Genomic DNA, 18,509 nt, shown 5'->3' with positions numbered 1-18,509 from the left:
CGCTGCCACCCGATCGGGTGGCAGCGCCTCTTCGTACGCGCTGGATGGCGACGCGCTCAGGACGCGCCGGGCGGGGTCACAGGTACTGACCGCACACCGGCCACGCGCCGGGGCCCTGGGTGGCGAGAACGTTCTCGGCCACGCGGATCTGCTCCTCACGGCTGGCGTTCGCGGCGCTGCCGCTGCCGCCGTTGGCCTCCCAGGTGCTCTGGGTGAACTGCAGGCCGCCGTAGAAGCCGTTACCGGTGTTGGTGGACCAGTTGCCGCTGCTCTCGCACTGGGCGACAGCATCCCAGTTGCCCGAGGAAGCCGAGGCGGTGGCGGTGGAAAGACCGAACGGTACGGCAACGAGGGCCCCGGCGATAGCGGTCATGCCGAGAACGCGGGTGCTGAACTTTCGGGTCTTGGACATATGCGAATCCCTCCCTGTGCCCACCGGCAGCGCGGTCGAAGCTTGCGTGCCCCTGTCCCCAGGTGATGTGTCGGGGTTTGATCCGAACCGTGGGACAGGGTTGCCGGCGTTCTCCGGTTCGGTCGGCCCGTCCCGGTTGGTCGGGGCCTGGCAACGACGGTAACGAAGAAATCTCGTCAGATCACGTATCGATAACTATCAATACGTCGATTGGTGCAAAGCGGGAATATGTGAAAAAGTCCAGGTCATTAACGGGTTTCTCCCGTACCCATGGCGTTCCGCGGCAACACTGAAATGTGACGGGGATCACCGAAAATGCGTAATTCGTGTCACGCGTATAGCGATCGGGACAAGGGGCAATCGCTCCGCTAACGTTCCGATGCCGAGTTGGCGGGCTGCTGTCCGGGGGTCGCGGCGACTCCGTAGGATCGATGGGTGTCGATGGGGTGCGGGGCCTGTGCCGAGCCCGCCCCCGGAGGCGCCGGATTTGGATAAAAAAGCTTTTGACCAGGCGATTTGGTATAAGTCCGAAGCCGTGTGTAATGTTGTGTTCACCCAACGCGGGGTGGAGCAGCTCGGTAGCTCGCTGGGCTCATAACCCAGAGGTCGCAGGTTCAAATCCTGTCCCCGCTACTACAGGAAGGCCCCGGAGAGATTCTCTCCGGGGCCTTTTCCTTTTGCCGTATCGCCTCCCTTCCGTCCGGCGTGCTCCTTCTCCGCGGCTGGTGGGCCGAGCTCTCCGAAGCCGCTGTAGTCCGCCCCTCGGTCGTGCGTGGCTGCTGTCGTGTGGGGAAGTGCCGGCGTCGAGCTGGGGGCGGTGTCCGGCTTCCTTCATGCTCTCCGGGGCCTGTGATCCGGCCGAATCGTGCGAGGTCGGCGGGCCTTCGGTGCGTGGTCCGCGGTGGTGGGACGGCCGATGGCGGGATGTGCTGGGACAGCGAAAGAATGGGCAATCATCCGGCTATCACATAAAAGAAAGGCCCATCGGGTCGTTTGCGGCCCGTGAATACCGCTCGAAACGAGTGGTCGAGACATATTTATGAGCGAGCGAATTCGTAATAGCAGGTACGCATCTCATGAATTACAACGGTGCAATTCGATCGGCCCCGGCCGGCCCGGCCCACCCGTGTCCGCGGCGGCCCGGAACTGCGCCGGTGCAGGGCATGGCCGCGCTCCGACCGCCCGCGACGGGGCGATGGGGCGCGGATTCGCCTCCTGCCGCGCGGGTTTCGCCGGCGGAAGCCCCGGAGGCGTGAGCCCGCGGGTAGGGGGTCACTGGGTGGCGTCCATGCCGGGCTCCGGCCGTAGGGCGGGCGTGCGGCGTTGCCGGGCGCGGACCGAGCTGCTTTGCTGGGACAACTGCCGCGAACCGGAGGACCAGCCGTGCCATCTGATTTCACGCTCAAGGCCGTCAACGCCGTACACCGAACTCTGCTGCGTATCAGCTTCGGCCGCCTGGGGACCGAGTACTTCGGGATGCCGGCGTTGGAACTGACCACGGTCGGCCGCAAGAGCGGGCAACCGCGCTCGGTCATGCTGACGGCGCCGATCGTCGACGGGGAGGACTACATCATCGTCGCGTCCCGCGCCGGCGATCCGACCCACCCGGCGTGGTATTGGAACCTCCGTGACAATCCTGCCGTCGAGGTCTCCTTCCGCAACGGTCCGCGCCGGCCGATGACGGCACAGATCCTCTCCGCGGAACAGCGGGCGCCGCTGTGGTCCCGGATCACCGCCGCCTATCCGGTATACGGGGATTACCAGAAGCGCACCGATCGGGAGATCCCTTTAGTCCGGCTCACGCCTGCCGCAAGTGGGACTCGACCGCGACGCGGCCGCGGCGAGAACCTCGGGTAGACGCGGTTCGACCGGCCTCTACGTCCCGGCGGCATGAGACCCGGTCCGTCGATCGCGCGTCGAGACCGGATCACCGCACGCTGCGGACAGGTGCCGAGGTGTGGGCGGACGACGGCCCGCTCCTCGTCCGCAGGCGGCAGCGCCCTGCCCTGGACGCCCGGGACGCTGCCGGGCCTGCGCCGGGAACCGGCACCCGATCTGTCGTGGTCGAGCGCCGGGGCGTGGTGAAGAGCCGGTGCGCGGTATCGCCCGGTGCTCCGGCGCCGAACCGGCGCCGGAGCCGGCCGATGGCCGGTAGGCGGATCAGCCGTTGCGGGTGAGGCTCGGGGGCACCGGTTCGGCCTCCGCGACCGCGGCTCCTTGGACCGGATCGGTCATGATGTCGCGCCACCAGGAGTCCAACCGGCTGGGCTCCGGCCAGATCACGGGTGCGTGCTCGGCGGTCGATTCCACGTCGTTCTCCTCGGGGCCGGTGTTGTCGGGCATCCTTGCCTCCTGTACGCGTGGTGCGCCGGCGGGTCGCTGCGCGTATTCGTACGCTGCTCCGATTGCGCCGCCCCAGTCACCGGTGTCGCCGGGAATTCCCGCGACCGAGCAACGTAGTGACAGCAGATCGCCGGACCCGCCCGGTACCAATGTGCCGCAATTCTAGCGTTTTTCGTTCCGACTGCCCACGGATTGGAATCCGGGGGCAGCCGGCGACTTTTCCGGGGTGGAACCCACTGTTCGCACGGTATTCTGGATGTGTCTGTGCGAGAACATCTTCCGATGCTACGCGACCCGCCGGCGCAGCCGGAGTCGACAAAACGACCGGTTTGTAATATATGGCGAATGTATTGCGCAATGTACGCGCGCGATCCCGAATTAATGCCGGTGTAAATGTACTTTCATTTGATCGTGCAGAACGAGCGGGCATATGAAATCTCGGTGAAGAAATCCCCGGTCGAGCGGCCGGCGGGGCGGAACGAGGCGGGACCGGCCGCTGCCGGCGGCGGTGCTGAGTACACTGCCAGGCATGTCGGTGGCGTCGTCGCGATCGCGGATTCCGGGGGAGGTCAACGGATACGAGGCGCGCTGGGAGCAGCACAATACCGAGCGTCAGTTACGCATCCTGCGGGCCGCGGTCGAGCTGCTGGAGGAGAAGCCGCTGGGCGCCGACGTGCCGGTGCGTCAGATCGCCGAGCGGGCGGGGGTGGCCAAATCCGTCGTGTATCGGCAGTTCAGCGGTCGCGAGGATCTGGACCGGCGCATCCGGTCGTACCTGATCGACGAGCTGGGGGCCGTACTGGACGCGCAGCTGGACGTCTCGTCCGGCTCGGTGCGCGAGATCATCACCCGGACGGTCCGCGCGGTCGCCGACTGGATGGGCGACCACCCCAACCTCGCGGCGTTCGCGCGGACCGGCCCGCCCGTCGGCGGACCCGACAGTGTGGACGCGATCTCCAGCCTGAAGATCCGGATCACCGAGCGGTCCCGTGAGCTGATCGAGGCGATCGCCCGCATTGTGGAGGTGGAGTCGGCCGCGCTGGAGCCGGTGCCGTTCGCCGTGGTGACCATGGTCGAAGGGGTGCTGGCCGCGTGGGTCGCCGATCCGGAGCCGAGCCGGACGCGGGCGGAAATGGTCGCGGACCTCTCCGGCTACGCCTGGTACATCCTCGACGGCGCGGCCCGGACGGTCGGTGTGACGGTGGACCCGGACCGGGAATTGGCACAGGTGGTGGCCGGACTGCGTGGTTCGGCCCCGTGAGGGTGCGGGGTCGTCGACCGGGCCGAACGTCGTCGGCCGGCCCGGCCGTCCCGGGTCAGGCCACCGAGGTCCGAACCCGGCGCTCCGGTTCGCTGCGGTAGCGCGAGCGGTCGCCGTCGATGCCCAGTGCCCGCCACAGCCGCGAGGTGACCGGGTTCATCAGACCGAGTTCGTCGGCGAGGGCGCGCATATCGCCGAAGTAGCCGGACAGGATCCGCCGCGAGTGCGGGCTCCGCCAGAACGCTTCCTCGATGACCTCGCGCGGCACGTCGAAGCGGCGGGCGAACTCCGGCGGCGGCGCCATGATCTCCCCGGCCAGCCAGCGCAGCGCCAGCGGGAAGGAGAGCCCGCACAGCGCGGTGGAGACCGGGCCGAGTTTCGCGATATGCGCGCGCAGGAACTCTCCCGCGAAGGAGATGTGACGCGCCTCCTCGGCGATATGGATTTCCATCGTCCGCACCACCAGCGGCGGCAGGTTCGCGCCGTTGCGGATCATCGCCTTCTGGTAGTGGTCGATCGGTTCCTCGCCGCCGAGGATGCCCAGGAACAGCACCACATGCGCGTAGCCCCCGGCCACGCCGATGAACGGTGAGAGCGCCCGGAAGATCGGGCGCATCCCGGGGACATCGTCGCCGATCCGGTTCACCAGCTCCTGGAACATCTGGATGTGGTTGCACTCTTCGGTCATCTCGTGCAGGCAGTAGCGGAACTCCGGCGACCCGTTGGGCAGTTTTGCGATGTACTGCATCATCCCCCGGATGAGGACGGTTTCGAAGGCCGCCCCGACCTTGATGGCGTTGGCGATCCGCCAGCGGCCGATCTCGATCTGCCTCGCCTGCGGCAGTTCCCGATACCAGCGGGTGGCGCCGAGCGGATCGTAGTCGGGGGAGAGGACCCAGCGGGGGTCGTCTCGATCGAGGGCGAGTTCGGGCGAATCCCACTCGATATCCAGGTACGGGTCGAACCGGCGGTGCACCGAGCCCTCCGACAGTGTTTCCAGCGTCTCGCGATACCGGGCGTCCAGCCTGGGAGCCCGCGGCAGAGTCGACGGCGTCATCGGTGCCTCCTCGTGCGTATGGCGTACATCTCTCTGCGGACGAATTTACCGGGACTCTGCGTCTCAGTAAATAGAGCGCCCGGAGCCGGTGCGCAATCGTGCCCTGTTGAGCGTGGCGCGGATCTGAGGTCCCGGCCGCGAGACCGAGAGCCGCCTGCCGGGTCCTCGGCGGTGCGCCGGTCCGCGGCCCGGCCGCCGGCTAGCGAGCGGTGACGGTGTGCGTGTGCACCCGGAGCGTCTCGATCCGGTCCCGGGTGGGGTGGAAGTCCAGGATCAGCAGCGCCGGGCCCGACGGCAGATCGGCACTGATCGTCACCGAACGACCCGCCGCCAGCGTTTTGCCCTGCCGCAGGCCACGCGCTCGCACGGCCAGCTCCGCGCTGCTGATCGACTCGCCCGACCACAACCGCACGGTGTCGCGGTCGCCGGTCAGTGCCGTGACGGCCGCGGTATCGCCGGCGGCCGCCGCCGCGCACAGCCGTTGCGCAATCCGTTTTCCGGCGGAACCGATACCGGTGCACGCCCGGGCCATACCGATCAGACCGTGAACGCCCTGATTGCGCAGCAGCAGGCCGCCGAGCCGGGTGCCCGCCCGCCATCCCTTCGGTCCGGTGCCCATGAGCTGCCCGACCATGGGCACGAGTTCCCAGTACGCGGCCAGGTATCCGATCCGCAGTGCGCCGTCCTGCTCGACCACTTCGTAGCGCAGATGCATCGGCACCCGGACCCGGGCGCCGGTCGACATCGTGATGGTGATGGTGAGATCGCGCAACACCGTCGCCGGACCGGCGAAATCGTGGGCCACATCGAACACGATGTCGTTGGGGGCGATGAAGGTGTCGTAGAACCGGCCGATCGCGTCGTATCCGGTGTGCGGTTGCGAGCCGACCGGATCATTGACCACCGCACCGGTCGCGAACAGGCCCACCCAGGCAGCCCGGTCGTGGGCCGCGACGGCGCGAGGGGATGCGAGCACGGCCTCGCGCAGATCCGCGGCGGTCGGGTCCAGCGACACGGTGACTCCCTTCGGATGGCCGGAATTCGCTCCCACAATAGAACACGTTCTACGGGTGGCCGAGCGACGTAGCCGTCCCTGCTTGTGAAAATGTCGGTGCGGTGCGGCATCATCTGTGCACGCAGCTATTCGACGAACCAGTGAGATTGCCCGGAGTGCCCATGCCGTCGCGAACACCATCGAGCGCGAAGCCGAAACCTCTGTCCGACAACGACCTCGAGCAGATCGCCGCGGAGATCGACGCGGGGCGCCCGCCGATGGTCTGGTTCACCGCCGCGGCGGTGGGGGTCACCGAGGGACGGTCGGGCAAGGTGGTCTCGCTCGGCGATCCCGCCGACGGCGACTTCCTGCAGATCCGGCCTACCGGGTCCAAGGATGTGCTGTCATTCGGACCCACCGAGGTCACGCTGGTAAAACCCCAGCGTGACAAGCCGGCCACCGCGCCGCCGCCCACACCGCAACCCGCCCCCGAGAAGAAGGAACCGCCCGTGACTTCCGCCGCGTCCCCGACCACCTCCGCCCCCTCGGCCGCGGACCGGAAACCGGCGCCCGCCCCCGCGAAGAGCGCTGCCGCCGAGCCGAAGTCGGCCGCGGCGCCGCGGACCCCGTCCGCTGCCAAGGCGGCCAAGGCACCGGCCGCCCGCAAGACCAAGACGCCGGAGGTCACCGTCACCATCAACGGCACCGCCGACGGTGAGTGGACCGTCGATGTCACCGCGGGCAAGAAGCGGACCGCGCGGGCGGTCCCGGTCACCGGTACCGCCGTGGCCCAGGCGGCGAAACTGTTGCCGCCGGAGGTGTCCGAGGTGGTGGACGGCCTGCTCGAATCGGTGCGGGGCGCCCAGGAGGCCAAGGTCCAGCAGTTGCAGGCCGAACTCGAGCAGGCGCGCAAACTTCTCGAAGAGCTCACGGACTGAGACGAGTCCGCGAATGCGCGTCCCCCGAGCTGCCGCTGCTCGGGGGCGCGCTCGGCGGCCCGGAGCACGGCATTCGTTGCGTGTCAGGGTGTTGCCGACCGCCCGGGGCCGATCGACGTGCGCGTCCGGGTGGTCTCCGGGCGGTGTCAGACAGCTGTTTCCCGCGGTCGCCAGCCGTGGCGGTTCGGCTCGGCCGGGGTGTAGCGGATCGTGTCGTGGAACATGTAGCCGAAGCCGCGCCGTTTCGCCTGGTACATGGCCGCGTCCGCATCGCGGATGAGGTCGTAGATGCTGGCGTCGATATCGCGGGGGCCACCGCAGGCCAGCCCGATACTGGCGGTCAGTGGGACTTCGCCGGTGCTGAGCTGGAACGGCTTCATGAACACACCGAGTAGGCGTTCGGCCATTTTGGTCGCTTCCATTCGCTCCAGCGGAGCCAGGACGACGAATTCGTCCCCGCCGTAGCGGGCCACTACATCGTCGCGGCGCACGGTGGAGCGGATGCGGGTGGCGGCTTCGGCGATCAACTCGTCGCCGACGGTGTGCCCGTAGCTGTCGTTGATCGCCTTGAACTCGTCGAGATCGATGAACAGCAGACAGAGGGGGCGTTCGGCCCAATCCCGGTGTTCCCGATGCAGTACCCGCAGTAGTGCGGAACGGTTGAGCAACCCGGTGAGCGGATCGTGGTCGGCCTGATACTGGGCGCGCCGTTCGCTGCGGGCGCTGTGGCCGATCGCGCGTTCGCTGCGGATCAGCAATCCGATGAGCAGCAGGGCGAGCACCGAGGACACGATGACCTGGTCGAGCGGGCTCAGCGGGGCGCGCGCCACCGGCACCAGCGAAGAGAGCACCAGGGCGACGGCGATGACGCTCGCCCGCTGGCGGGAATGGTGGATCCGGATCGCCCGCGGCGCACCCAGTGTCACCATGGTCGGGTGCAGGGCCGCCGCCCCGGCCGCCAGGTACGCGCCGATCAGCGGAAGGATCAGCACTTCCGGCGCGGTGTCCAGAGTGCCGGCCGCGACCAGGCGGAACCCGAGATCGGTTGCCAGCACTCCCGCCAGCGCGGTGTGCAGCAGGCGCAGCGAGGTTTCCGAGCGGATCGAGGTAGCCAGCGAATGTGCCAGCAAGGTGAGCAGCAGCGCATCGCAGACCGGCAGGGCCACCGCCGTGACCGTGTTCACGCCCGGGGCCTCGGAATGCAGGACGGGAGCGACGAGGAAGATCCAGGACGCCAGCAGCGCGCCCAGTCCGATCAGGCCGGAGTCCAGGACGATATCGGGGTGCGCCCGGGCCTGGCGCGGCCGCAGCCACATCAGGGCGGCCAGACCGGAACCGGTATAACCGGCGAGCGCGCAGATCTCGTCGAGAGGGGTGGACGCGTAGCCGGTCAGTTCCCGCAGCACGGTTCCGGTCGCGAAGGGGAGGGCCGAGGCGGCCAGCAGATACCACGGCAGTGGATGTGACGGACGGTGCCGGCGCAGGCCGAAGCCGATCATGACAACGGTGCCGACGGCCGCGAACAAGGTGACCGCCACCGCCAGCGGACGGGACCCGAGTATCAGATGCACCACGAGCGGCGCGCCAACCATCACGGAAAACGCTGCGCCATAACGCATCCGATGGATACCGTGCCGGCCTGCTCCCTGCGGTTCGCTGATGATCATCAGCCCCCCTTTGATCGCTCCGATCCCGGTGAAATCGAGCCGCGTCGCAGGCCTGGGTCCTTATCTGTCTGTCGTGCGCTACCTGTCCATCGAGCGGCGGCTGACGTAAACCGAGTGTTCCTGTACGAGGGGATGTCCGAGCCGTCCGCGGTGCGTCCGGCCCACCAAACCTGGACTATGGATCCGATGATGACACGCAGTGTCGAATTTGTCGCTCTCTTGACGCAACAACGTCGTAACAGGTGGCGCGATGGTGGCGGCGCGGCGGATCCGGCCACCGCCGGGCGACTCGTACGGTGGTCCGGTGACACAACGTGAGGAGAGCACCGGCGGGCGCCGTCGATGGTCGGCGCCGGGCCGGGTCAACCTGATCGGTGAGCACACCGACTACAACGACGGGTTGGTGCTGCCGATAGCGATACCCCTGGTGGTCACCTGCGAAGGTGTCCGGCACGGTGACGATCTGGTCCGGGTGGGCTCGCGTCAGCGGCCGGGTGAACCGGTGCGGCTTCCGGCCGCCGCGCTGGCCACCGAGCGGGACCTGCTACCGGGCTGGGCGCGGTACCCGCTGGGCGTGGTCGCGGAGTTCGGGCGCCGGGGGCACGGGATCGAGGGGTTGGAGCTGGATTTCGACGGCGCGGTGCCGGCCGGGGCCGGACTGTCCTCGTCGGCGGCGCTGTGCTGCGCTGCCGCGGTGGCGGTCCGCGATCTGTGCGCGCCCGAGGTCGGCGACCGGGAACTGATCGATATCGCCCGGGCCGCCGAAAACGACTATGTGGGGGCGCCCACCGGGATCCTGGACCAGGCGGCGTCCATCCTCTGCACCGCGGGACACGCCCTGTACTTGGATGTCCGTGCCTTCAGTGCGTCCGGAACGGGAGGTTTCGAGCAGATTCCGTTCGATCTCGCGGCCACCGGCCTACGGCTGCTGGTCATCGATACCGGACAGACCCACGAGCACGCGGCGGGCGGGTACGGCGCCCGCCGCGCCGAATGCGCCGCCGCCGCCGCGGCTCTCGGGGTCGCTTCGCTGCGCGATATCGAGGACGCCGGGCAACTGGGCGGACTCACCGATCCGGTGCTGTACCGGCGGGCACGACACGTACTCGGCGAGAACGACCGGGTGCGCACGGTGGCGGAACTGTTGCGCTCGGGTGCCGACCCGCGCGAGATCGGTCCCCTGCTCGACGCGGGACACGATTCGTTGCGTGACGATTTCGAAGTATCCACCGAAGTGCTGGATGCGGCGGTGGACGCGGCTCGCGCGGCCGGGGCCCACGGTTCCCGGATGGTCGGTGGTGGTTTCGGCGGCAGCATCATCGCCCTGGTCGATACAGCCGCCGCCGGGCGGGTCGAGGAGGCGGTCCGGGACCGCCTGGCGCGCAAGGGCTTTCCCGACGCGCGGACCATCGAGGCCGTGGCCGGCCCGGGAGCCGGGCCGGTCGATCGATGAGGTCCGGTACCGCGGCCACCGCGGCACCGGACCTCATCGCTCAGGCCGGGCGCACGCGGCGCAGCGCACCGACGAGGACATCGACCACGAGGAAGACCAGCAGACTCAGGCCGAATACCGGAGCGAACCAGCCGATCAGCGCGGCCGCGACCGACACCGGCACCGCCAGAACCGCCGACCGGCGCAGTGCGCCGCGCCGCGGCGGTCTGCCCACCGGGAAGCGGCGGGCTGTTCCCGTCGGTCGCCGCCGCCACCACATGAGGTATCCGCGCACGATCACCGTGACCAGACCGATCGCCGCCGCAAGCAGCAGCAACTGGTTGAGCGGGCCGAACATCAGGCCCATATGGAGTTGGATGCCCCAGTTGGCCATCTTCGCCATGAACGGCCATTCGGAGTAGGGGACCCGATCGGTGACGGTACCGGTGGACCCGTCGACGGCCGCGGCGTTGACGGTCAAGGTGCCCGGCAGCCGCCGTTCCTTCACCGCGAACGCGGTCCCGTCGGTCGCCGGGATCGTGATCTCCGCCGGGCGGGTGACTCCGGCCTCGCGGGCCGCGGCGAGGACGCCGTCCAGTTGCCGGATCCGGTCCACCGGCACCGAGTGGCCGGCCGGATGACCGCTGTGATGGTCGCCGTGCGCGGTTTCTGCCGGTGCCGCGTTCCCGGGGAGCGCGGTCGCGACGGCGGGGGTGGTCCAGCCGAGATTCTCCCGGAGGGTCTCGATATCGGCGCCCGCGTAGGTCGACCAGGTCAGGCCGGTGGCCGAGAGCAGCAGCGCCACCGGGAGAATCCACACCCCGACCACCGCATGCCAATTCAGCCGGCGGTCCCGCGCATTCGCGAGATTCGGGACGAACAGCCACCGCGCCGTGGCGCGCTGCCGTCGGCTGCGTACCCGGCGGATCCACAGGGCGAGCCCGGCGAGAGCGATCAGCCACAGCCAGGAGGCCGCCAGTTCGGAGTACAGCCGGCCGGGTTCGCCGAGGTGCAGGTGGCGGTGCACCTGGGACACCCACGTCCGGAACGGCAGGGCGCCGGAACTGCCGTACACCACCGATTCGCCCACCGGACGGGCGGTCACCGGATCGACGAAGACAGCGCGCCGCTCGGATTCGCCGAGGGTGGGATCGCTGAACAACACCCGGGTGGTCTCACCCGGTGCGGGCGCGGGCGCGACCGCCACCACGGTGAGGTCCGGCCGGACCGCGATCCCCGCGGTCACCTGGTCGGCCAGTGGCCGCTCGGGTCCACGGGAATCCACGGACAGCAGATCCCGGTTCACGAAGGATTCGATACCGGGCGCGACGGCGTAGAGACCGCCGGTGATCGCCGCGATCAGCAGAAACGGCCCCACGAAGAGGCCGGCGTAGAAATGGAGCCGCAGCGCGAGCGCGCGGAACGCGCCCCCGCCCGGCCGGGGTGAACTGGTCGCCGGGGTAGCGCCCTCGGGCGCCGCGGGGACCTCGGTGGTACTCATGGGTTTACCTGCGTCCTGTGCTGGCCCGGCATCCGGCCGGAGGCGGCAGGGTGCGCGGGGACGCGGCGCCACCGAGTGCTCGGGTCGCCGCGCTGAGGAAACCGGCGGGGCCACGGGCGCGGGCGCGTGCGGAGGTCACCGCGGCAACGGCCGGCGCCCGGCCGTGACAGCCGGGTGGAAGATCAGATCGGTACGGCGAGGGGCGGTGCCCGGGTGCGGCCGGCATCGGCCGCGAGGATCCATGCGACGACCCGGTCGCGGTGCAGGAGGCGCAGCGGAGGCGGGTCCGGCAGGACCGGGGGCCGGGGCGCGACCGGGACCAGTCGCGCCAGTGCCGTCGCGACGACACGGTAGGCGAATTCGGCGCCCCGCACGACCACCGCCGCGGCGCAGGCGACGACGAGATGCGCCGCGAGCATAGTAGGGGTCGGCCGAAGATCACCGTGGTGCGCATGCCCCGAACCCCAACCGAGGCTCAGGTGGCCGAGCAACTGCCCGGCCAGCAGGGCCGTGGCGAGTCCGGTGGTTCCGGTGCGCAGCGGGCGCAAGCCGGTGACCAGGGCGCCGACCGCAGCCGACGCCGAAATCAGCAGTACGATCGCCGTCCCGTCGGGCGGGCTCGTCTCGGCCGCCCACCCGTGCGCGGCCACCGAGACGGCCCCCGAGATCAGGCCGGCCGCCGCACCGCGGACGCGCGCGGCGCCGCGATGGTCCACCGGATGGGTGGAACCGAACCTGATACGCACCAAGGGATGATATCCGACGGCCCGGCCTGCCTGCGGCGAAGCCGGAGCACGACGGGCCCGGGCACCCCGGGCCCGCCGCACCGGGCGTTGTCGGCCGAGCGCCCGGAGGAGATCCGGTATCGGCCGGGCGTGACCCGGCGCATGACGGAGCTCAGCTCTCGGGTTCCAGCTCGGTCAGCGGTTTCCGCAGCAGCTTCCCCGTGGCGTTGCGCGGCAGTTCGTCGAGGAACACCACTTCGCGCGGGACTTTGTAGCGGGCCAGATTCGCCTTGACGTAGTCCTTGATCTCCTGGGCGTCGCGGGCCGAATCCGGCCCCGGGACCACCACTGCGCGCAGCCGTTTGCCGAACTCCCGGTCGTCCACGCCCACCACCGCGGCCTCGAGCACATCGGGCCGTTCGGCGATGAGGTGCTCGACCTCCTGCGGGAACACGTTCTCGCCGCCGGAGACGATCATGTCGTCGTCGCGGCCGTCGATGAACAGCAGACCGTCGGCATCGAGATGCCCGACATCGCCGCTGGACATCATGCCGTCGACGGTCTCCTTGGTGCGCCCGTCGGTGTAGGCCTTGAAGGCGTGCGGGTTGTCGATGAAGATCGTGCCGGTGACATCCGGCGCGGTGATCCGCTTGCGGTTCTCGTCGTAGAGGGCGATCCGCACCCCGACCGGCGCCCGGCCCGCGGTCGTCGGCGACTTCTTCAGCTCCTGCGGCGTCGCCACGGTGATCACCGCGCATTCGGTCGAGCCGTACAGGTTGTACAGCACATCGCCGAAGTGTTCGCCGGTGCGCACCACCACATCGGGCTGGATGGCCGAGCCCGCCGCGAAGATCACACGGATCGAGGAGACGTCGTAGCGGTCGAGTACCTCTTTCGGCTGGTCCAGGATGCGTTGCAGCATGGTGGGCACCACGACCAGCGAATCCGCGCGGTAGCGGGCGATATTGGCCAGGGTGAGTTCGGGGTCGAACCGGCGCTGCTGGAACACCACCCGGTTGCCCAGTGCCAGGCCGAGGGAGAACTGGGACAGTCCGGTGCCGTGGAAGATCGGCGCGGCCATCACCATGGTGCCGTCGGTCGGCAGCGGCACCCGGTCGATGAACTGGGCGGTGATGAACGGGCTGACCTTGTCGCGCGGGGCGCCCTTGGGTGTGCCGGTGGTGCCGCTGGTGAGGATGACCATCCCACCCGGCTTGGCGGGGGCCGCCAGTGGTGCGGTGGACTGCCTCGCCGAGACCGATTCGACCGTCGGGATCGCGGGGTCGGCGCCGTCGGATTCGTCGACCCAGGTGAGGATGCGCGGGATCTCGGCGGGGATGGCGCTCATCAGGTCGAAGAACTCGCTGTCGTGCAGTACCGCTTTGATCCGCTCGCGTTCGGCCACATCCGCGAACTGCGGCTTGGCGAAGCCGGTGTTCATCAGAACCGCGCGCAGGCCGAGTTTGCCCGCGGTCAGCATGCTCAGCACCATGCCGCGATGGTCGCGGGCCAGGACCGCGACCACGTCACCGGGGCGCAGGCCGCGTTCGGTGAGGCCGCGGGCGAAGGCATTCGAGCGATCGTCGAGTTCGCGGAAGGTGAGTTCGCCCTGCTCGTCGACGATGGCCGGGGAGTCGGGACGGGTCTGCACGGCGTGCATGACCACACCGGCGAACGGGCCGTACTTGGTCGCGTTGCTCATCGACCGGAGGGCGTGGTCGAGCCGTAGCGGATCGAAAAGGCCGCGTTTGCGCATCACGTTCACGGCCGAGGCGATATCGCCGACTCTGCGAACGGGGCCGGGCAGCGACAATGTCATCGGTGACAACCTTCCGCGGCGTACCGCCGGGACCGGCGGCTACCTCCTCGAGCTCCTGTGCACCGCCAACCCTAGCAACCGCCGCGGGGACTTCCGGCCGATTGTCTCGGACAGTAGGGAAACCGGGACACTTCTGTGAGAATTCCCGGTTTCCCGACGAGAAATGTTGTCAGACCTCGTATTCCACCAGCACCCGGCGCAGCAGTTTGCCGGTGGGGTTGCGGGGCAGATCGTCGAGGAAGACGACCTCGCGCGGCACCTTGTACCGGGCCAGGTTCTCCTTGACGTAGGTCTTGATCTCGGCCTCGTCCGGGGTGTGCCCGGGTTCGGGGACGACGAAGGCGCGCAGCCGCTTCCCGAACTCCACATCGTCCACGCCGACCACCGCGGCGTCGAAGATGTCGTCGCGCTCGAGCAGCAAATTCTCGACCTCCTGGGGGAAGACGTTCTCGCCGCCGGAGACGATCATGTCGTCGTCGCGGCCGTCCACCATCAGCAGGCCGTCCTCGGTGAAGTGGCCGACGTCGCCGCTGGACATGTAACCGTCGATGATCTGCTTGTGCCGGCCGTCGGTGTAACCCTCGAAGGGGGCGCCGCTGCGGACGAAGATCCGGGCGGTGACGTTCTTGGCGGTGACGGCCTTGTCGTTGTCGTCGTAGAGACGGACATCGCAGGTGAGCGGCGGGCGGCCGACCGTACCGGGCGCCTTGGCCAGATCGGCGGGCTGGGCCACGGTGGCGATGGCGACCTCGGTGGAGCCGTAGAGGTTGTACAGCACGTGACCGAACGTCTCGGTCGCCTTGACGCACAACTCCGGGGACAGCGCCGAACCCGCGAGGATGATCCCCTTCAGCGAGGACGTGTCGTACTTCGCCCGGACCTCGGCGGGCAATTCCACCATCCGGTGCAGCATGGTCGGCACCGCCACCAGCAGTTCGGCCTTGTGGTCGGAGATCATCTTCAGGGTGGCCTCGGCATCGAAGCGGCGCCGCATGACGATCTTGTTGGTGAGCCCGATGCTCACCAGGTACGTACCCAGACCGGTGCTGTGGAAGATCGGCGAGACGATGACGACGGTGCCGCGCTTGGGGAAGGGCATCCGGTCCAGGAACTGGGCGGTCGCCACCGGGCTGGCCTTCTCCCGCGGCGCGCCCTTCGGCAGGCCGGTGGTACCGCTGGTGAGGATGATGAAACCACCGGGCTTGGCCGGGACGGGCAATGCCCCGGTGCCGTTCTCGGCGATCAGGTCGTCCAGCGTGCGGGCGCCCGCGGGGATCTCGGTGCCCTCGTCCACCCAGGTGAGGAAGCGCGGCATATCCGCGGGCAGGGCGTCGAGCAGGCCGAGGAATTCGCTGTCGTGCAGGACCGCCTTGACCTTCTCCCGTTCGCACACCTCGGCGAACTGCGGTTTGGCGAACCCGGTGTTCATCAGCGCGATCTTCACGCCGAGCTTGCCCGCGGCGGCCATGGACAGGATCAGTCCGCGATGGTCGCGGGCGAGGATGCCGATCACGGTGCCCTCGGTGATCCCTGCGTCGCGCAGGCCGTGGGCGATCTTGGTGGATTGCTCGTCCAGTTCCCGGTAGGTCAGCTCACCGCGTTCGTCGGCCAGGCCGGGCGCGTCCGGCGCGATGCGCGCGGAGTGCATGATCAGGGTGGCCTGCGGGATGTAGGTCTTGGAATCCTTCAGCGTCCGCAGCGTTTCCCCCGGATTCTTCAGATCGATGAATCCGCTGGACTGCAGCAGCCCGTATGCCTTGACGACTTCCAGCGTGTGCGCCAGGTTCATCTTCGAACACCTCCACAGATCCTCGCGTCGGCACTCGACCTAGCGATTCCGAACGGCATATCGGTGGCCACCGTAGCAGTGAAAGTGTATTCACTCACAACGTACGCTCCGGACAAAAAAGACATTCCCGAGCGGCCGCCGAGGTGGCCGGTGCGGGCGCGCGTCGGATATTCGACGCGCTCGCGCGCACCGGTCCCCGGCTCGCCCGGTCAGTTGTAGATCGAGCCCATCGACGGGAAAGTGATATCGCCGCGCACGTACTGGAACCCGTCCGGATGCTCCGGGCTCACCGGCACCGGCCAGCGGTGCCAGAGACTGCCGTACACCGCGGCGACGATCATGCCCGGGCCGGGATCGATCGGCCGGGTGCGGATGGTGGTGTCGGCGATGATGTCCCGATGCTCGGTGAACTGCTCGATCCCGCTGCGGCCGTTGTTGAGGTTGAGCCATACGACATCCAGCCGCGCGCCCGTCTGATCCGGGGCGATCGTGCCCGGCCCGCCGAAGAACGCGAACCGGAAGCCGTCGAGGTTCAGCGACAGGCCCGAGCCGTACATGCCCGGACCGCCGCCGCGGCCCACGGTGGATTCGGCCGGAATCTGGAACGGCTGCGCGGGCAGGGCGGCATCACGGGTGGCCGTGGCGACTCGCGCGTCGCCGAGTAGCCGGGAGACTGCCTGCTCGGCAGCCGGATCTCCCGCCGCGGCGGTGTGCAGGGCCTGGGTTGCCGAAGTCCACTCGACCTGGGCGGGCTCGGCGGTCGCGTGCCCGGTGAACAGAACAGTAGCTGCGGCGGTACCCACGGCAGACGTGAGGAGCCGACGGGTAAAGGCCGATATACGCATAACCAGTCTCCTTGCAGGGGTGTCCGGGGTACTGCTCAGTGACTCGGTGTGGTGCTGCGTGGTGGAACTCGTGCCGGTGCGGCGGGAGAGCGGAAAGCGAATCCGGCGTACCGGCCGTCCGATCGAACACACCCTGTCACTCGGTCCCGGTGGTGTCCAGGACCGCCGCGCGGCCGGTCGGTCCCGGTTTCGTATCCGATATCGGCGCCGGATCAGCCGGCGGTGACCGCGCGCTGGAGCAACTGCTGCAGAGTTTGCTGTTCCTGCCGGGTGAGGGGCTGTAACGGCGAATCGGCCGCGAGCAGGTCGAGCAGTCGCGCGCGCAGTTCGCTGCCCGCCGGGGTGAGGACGAGTTGTTTGGCGCGCCGATCCGTGGGGTGGGCGCGGCGTTCGACGTGGCCGTTCGCCTCGAGCCGGTCGACGATGAATGTCGCGTTCGACGGCTCACAGCTCATTCGCTCGGCCAGTTCGCGCATGGTCATCGGGCCGGTCAGCTCGCGGAGGGCGACCGCCTGCGGCGCGCTGAGGCCCAGCGGGGTGGCTCGCAGGCGTACATGGTTCTCGATGCGGTGGTTGAGCGCGTTGACCAGCCCGCACAGTTCACGCTCCGCGGCAGCGAGGCTTTCGGCGTGCGTCACGGGTGAATCGCTCATGGTCACGATCCTAGCGAAATTCATCCAACTTAAATAGTTGCAACTCTAATAGTTGCAACTTTAAGCTTATGGCGAGTGGCCGACCGCCACGCACCATCCGAGCCAGGAGTCCCACCGTGACCGCAGTCCATCCGACCGCCGAGACCCTCGATCCGATCGCCGTAACCACCGGACCCGATGCCGGGCAACGCCTGCGCCGCCCGGGACGCCTCCGGTCGATCCGACTGGGTGAGCTGATCGTCACCTACGTTCCCGACGGGGCGGTGGGCCTGGCGCCGCGCGGCTGGCTGCCCGACACCACCGCCGAGGACTGGGTGGCGCACGCCGATCACCTCGACGAGAAGGGGTATCTGGTAGCCGGTATCGGCGGGCTGCTCGTCGAACTCGGGGACCGCGCACTGCTGATCGATACCGGCGTCGGACCGGTTACGGTGCCCGACGACCCGGGCAACGTGCTGATCGGCGCTCTCGGCGGCGGCGCGCTACTGGAGAATCTGGCGCGGGCCGGCCGGGCGCCGCACACCATCGAGGCGGTGGCATTCACACATCTGCACGGCGACCACATCGGCTGGGCGGGCCATCCGGCCGTTGCCGGCGACCCGGTGTTCACCGCCGCCGATTACCTGGTCGCCGAAATGGAATGGGCGCACCGGCACCCGTCGCCCGAACACGCGGTGACCCCGGGCATGCTCGAGGTGATGAGCCCCAGGGTCCGCACGATCGCCGACGGCGAGGAGATCTTCCCCGGCGTCCGGGCGATGGTGGCGGCGGGTCATACCGCCGGGCATACGAGCTATTCGATAACTTCCGGCGGTCGGCGTCTGCTCGCCTTCGGTGATGCGCTGCACACGCCGCTACAGGTCCGGTATCCGCACTGGTCCTCTGGTGTGGACCACGATCGGGTCGCCTCGGCACAGGCGAGAAACCGGCTGGTCGACGAACTCGCCGCGACCGGTGACCTGGCCTTCGGCAATCATTTCGCCGACGTCGTATTCGGTACGGTCGCCCGCGACGGCGCCGGACGTACCTCCTGGGTGCCGCTGCCCTGATTTCCGGACACCCCCGGCGTCGCC

General features: G+C 68.9%; 16 protein-coding genes and 1 tRNA gene. 6 read left to right on the top strand and 11 right to left on the bottom strand.

The genetic code is table 11. From position 1 onward, the window contains the following. Nucleotides 1-76 precede the first annotated feature (76 nt). On the bottom strand, nt 77-412 hold the full coding sequence (locus ON38_RS19015) for a transglycosylase family protein (protein ID WP_039826197.1): 336 nt from the start codon (nt 410-412) through the stop codon (nt 77-79). A gap of 559 nt (nt 413-971) precedes the next feature. Here ON38_RS19015 and ON38_RS19010 point away from each other — a divergent pair. Together ON38_RS19010 and ON38_RS19005 are read left to right on the top strand one after the other, a co-directional pair. Then, a tRNA-Met gene (locus ON38_RS19010) sits at nt 972-1,045 on the top strand. Between the two features lie 750 nt (nt 1,046-1,795). Then, entirely contained in the window at nt 1,796-2,269 is a 474-nt protein-coding gene (locus ON38_RS19005) for a nitroreductase/quinone reductase family protein (RefSeq protein WP_051164958.1), read from the top strand. A gap of 303 nt (nt 2,270-2,572) precedes the next feature. On the opposite strand, the gene ON38_RS19000 is transcribed toward ON38_RS19005, so the two are convergent. Continuing rightward, a complete protein-coding gene (locus ON38_RS19000; protein WP_039826196.1) occupies nt 2,573-2,755 on the bottom strand; it encodes a hypothetical protein in 183 nt (60 codons plus the stop codon). A gap of 529 nt (nt 2,756-3,284) precedes the next feature. Between ON38_RS19000 and ON38_RS18995 the strand changes: the two genes are divergently transcribed. Then, nucleotides 3,285-4,016 (top strand): TetR/AcrR family transcriptional regulator, encoded by a 732-nt coding sequence (locus tag ON38_RS18995; protein WP_039826195.1) that lies wholly within the window; start codon nt 3,285-3,287, stop codon nt 4,014-4,016. A 55-nt stretch (nt 4,017-4,071) separates the two neighbouring features. Here the strand turns inward: ON38_RS18995 and ON38_RS18990 are convergent, their stop codons facing one another. Further along, on the bottom strand, nt 4,072-5,073 hold the full coding sequence (locus ON38_RS18990; protein ID WP_039826194.1) for an AurF N-oxygenase family protein: 1,002 nt from the start codon (nt 5,071-5,073) through the stop codon (nt 4,072-4,074). 199 nt (nt 5,074-5,272) lie between these two features. Beyond that, nucleotides 5,273-6,088, bottom strand: coding sequence for a nuclear transport factor 2 family protein (locus ON38_RS18985; protein ID WP_039826193.1), 816 nt, complete (start codon nt 6,086-6,088; stop codon nt 5,273-5,275). 161 nt (nt 6,089-6,249) lie between these two features. Between ON38_RS18985 and ON38_RS18980 the strand changes: the two genes are divergently transcribed. Then, nucleotides 6,250-7,005, top strand: a complete 756-nt coding sequence (locus tag ON38_RS18980; protein ID WP_039826192.1) for a DUF6319 family protein — start codon at nt 6,250-6,252, stop codon at nt 7,003-7,005. A gap of 146 nt (nt 7,006-7,151) precedes the next feature. Here ON38_RS18980 and ON38_RS18975 read toward each other — a convergent pair whose 3' ends face one another. Next, nucleotides 7,152-8,597 carry a GGDEF domain-containing protein gene (locus ON38_RS18975; RefSeq protein ID WP_085995450.1) on the bottom strand — a complete coding sequence of 482 codons (1,446 nt, stop codon included), beginning with the start codon at nt 8,595-8,597 and terminating at the stop codon, nt 7,152-7,154. Between the two features lie 379 nt (nt 8,598-8,976). On the opposite strand from ON38_RS18975, the gene galK reads away from it, so the two are divergent. After that, on the top strand, nt 8,977-10,125 hold the full coding sequence (galK, locus tag ON38_RS18970) for a galactokinase (protein ID WP_245564104.1): 1,149 nt from the start codon (nt 8,977-8,979) through the stop codon (nt 10,123-10,125). Between the two features lie 40 nt (nt 10,126-10,165). Here the strand turns inward: galK and ON38_RS18965 are convergent, their stop codons facing one another. The 6 genes from ON38_RS18965 to ON38_RS18935 all read right to left on the bottom strand — a co-directional run bounded on the left by ON38_RS18965 (nt 10,166) and on the right by ON38_RS18935 (nt 17,436). Beyond that, nucleotides 10,166-11,605: a PepSY-associated TM helix domain-containing protein gene (locus ON38_RS18965; protein ID WP_039826190.1), complete on the bottom strand. Its 1,440-nt coding sequence runs from the start codon at nt 11,603-11,605 to the stop codon at nt 10,166-10,168. 182 nt (nt 11,606-11,787) lie between these two features. Beyond that, nucleotides 11,788-12,351, bottom strand: a complete 564-nt coding sequence (locus tag ON38_RS18960; protein WP_245564103.1) for a hypothetical protein — start codon at nt 12,349-12,351, stop codon at nt 11,788-11,790. A gap of 151 nt (nt 12,352-12,502) precedes the next feature. Beyond that, nucleotides 12,503-14,149, bottom strand: a complete 1,647-nt coding sequence (locus tag ON38_RS18955; protein ID WP_039826189.1) for an acyl-CoA synthetase — start codon at nt 14,147-14,149, stop codon at nt 12,503-12,505. Between the two features lie 169 nt (nt 14,150-14,318). Then, complete coding sequence (locus ON38_RS18950) at nt 14,319-15,938, bottom strand: acyl-CoA synthetase (RefSeq protein WP_039826188.1); 1,620 nt, start codon at nt 15,936-15,938, stop codon at nt 14,319-14,321. 209 nt (nt 15,939-16,147) lie between these two features. Then, a complete protein-coding gene (locus ON38_RS18945) occupies nt 16,148-16,783 on the bottom strand; it encodes a hypothetical protein (protein WP_039826187.1) in 636 nt (211 codons plus the stop codon). A gap of 212 nt (nt 16,784-16,995) precedes the next feature. Further along, a complete protein-coding gene (locus ON38_RS18935) occupies nt 16,996-17,436 on the bottom strand; it encodes a MarR family winged helix-turn-helix transcriptional regulator (RefSeq protein ID WP_039826185.1) in 441 nt (146 codons plus the stop codon). Between the two features lie 116 nt (nt 17,437-17,552). Between ON38_RS18935 and ON38_RS18930 the strand changes: the two genes are divergently transcribed. Continuing rightward, complete coding sequence (locus ON38_RS18930; protein WP_245564102.1) at nt 17,553-18,485, top strand: MBL fold metallo-hydrolase; 933 nt, start codon at nt 17,553-17,555, stop codon at nt 18,483-18,485. Nucleotides 18,486-18,509 lie beyond the last annotated feature (24 nt).

It is taken from the genome of Nocardia testacea NBRC 100365 (assembly GCF_000308775.1).
Classification (GTDB): Bacteria; Actinomycetota; Actinomycetes; order Mycobacteriales; family Mycobacteriaceae; genus Nocardia; species Nocardia testacea.
The sequence above is the reverse complement of the archived record's forward strand: the minus strand, read 5'-3'. Positions and strand labels throughout refer to the sequence as shown.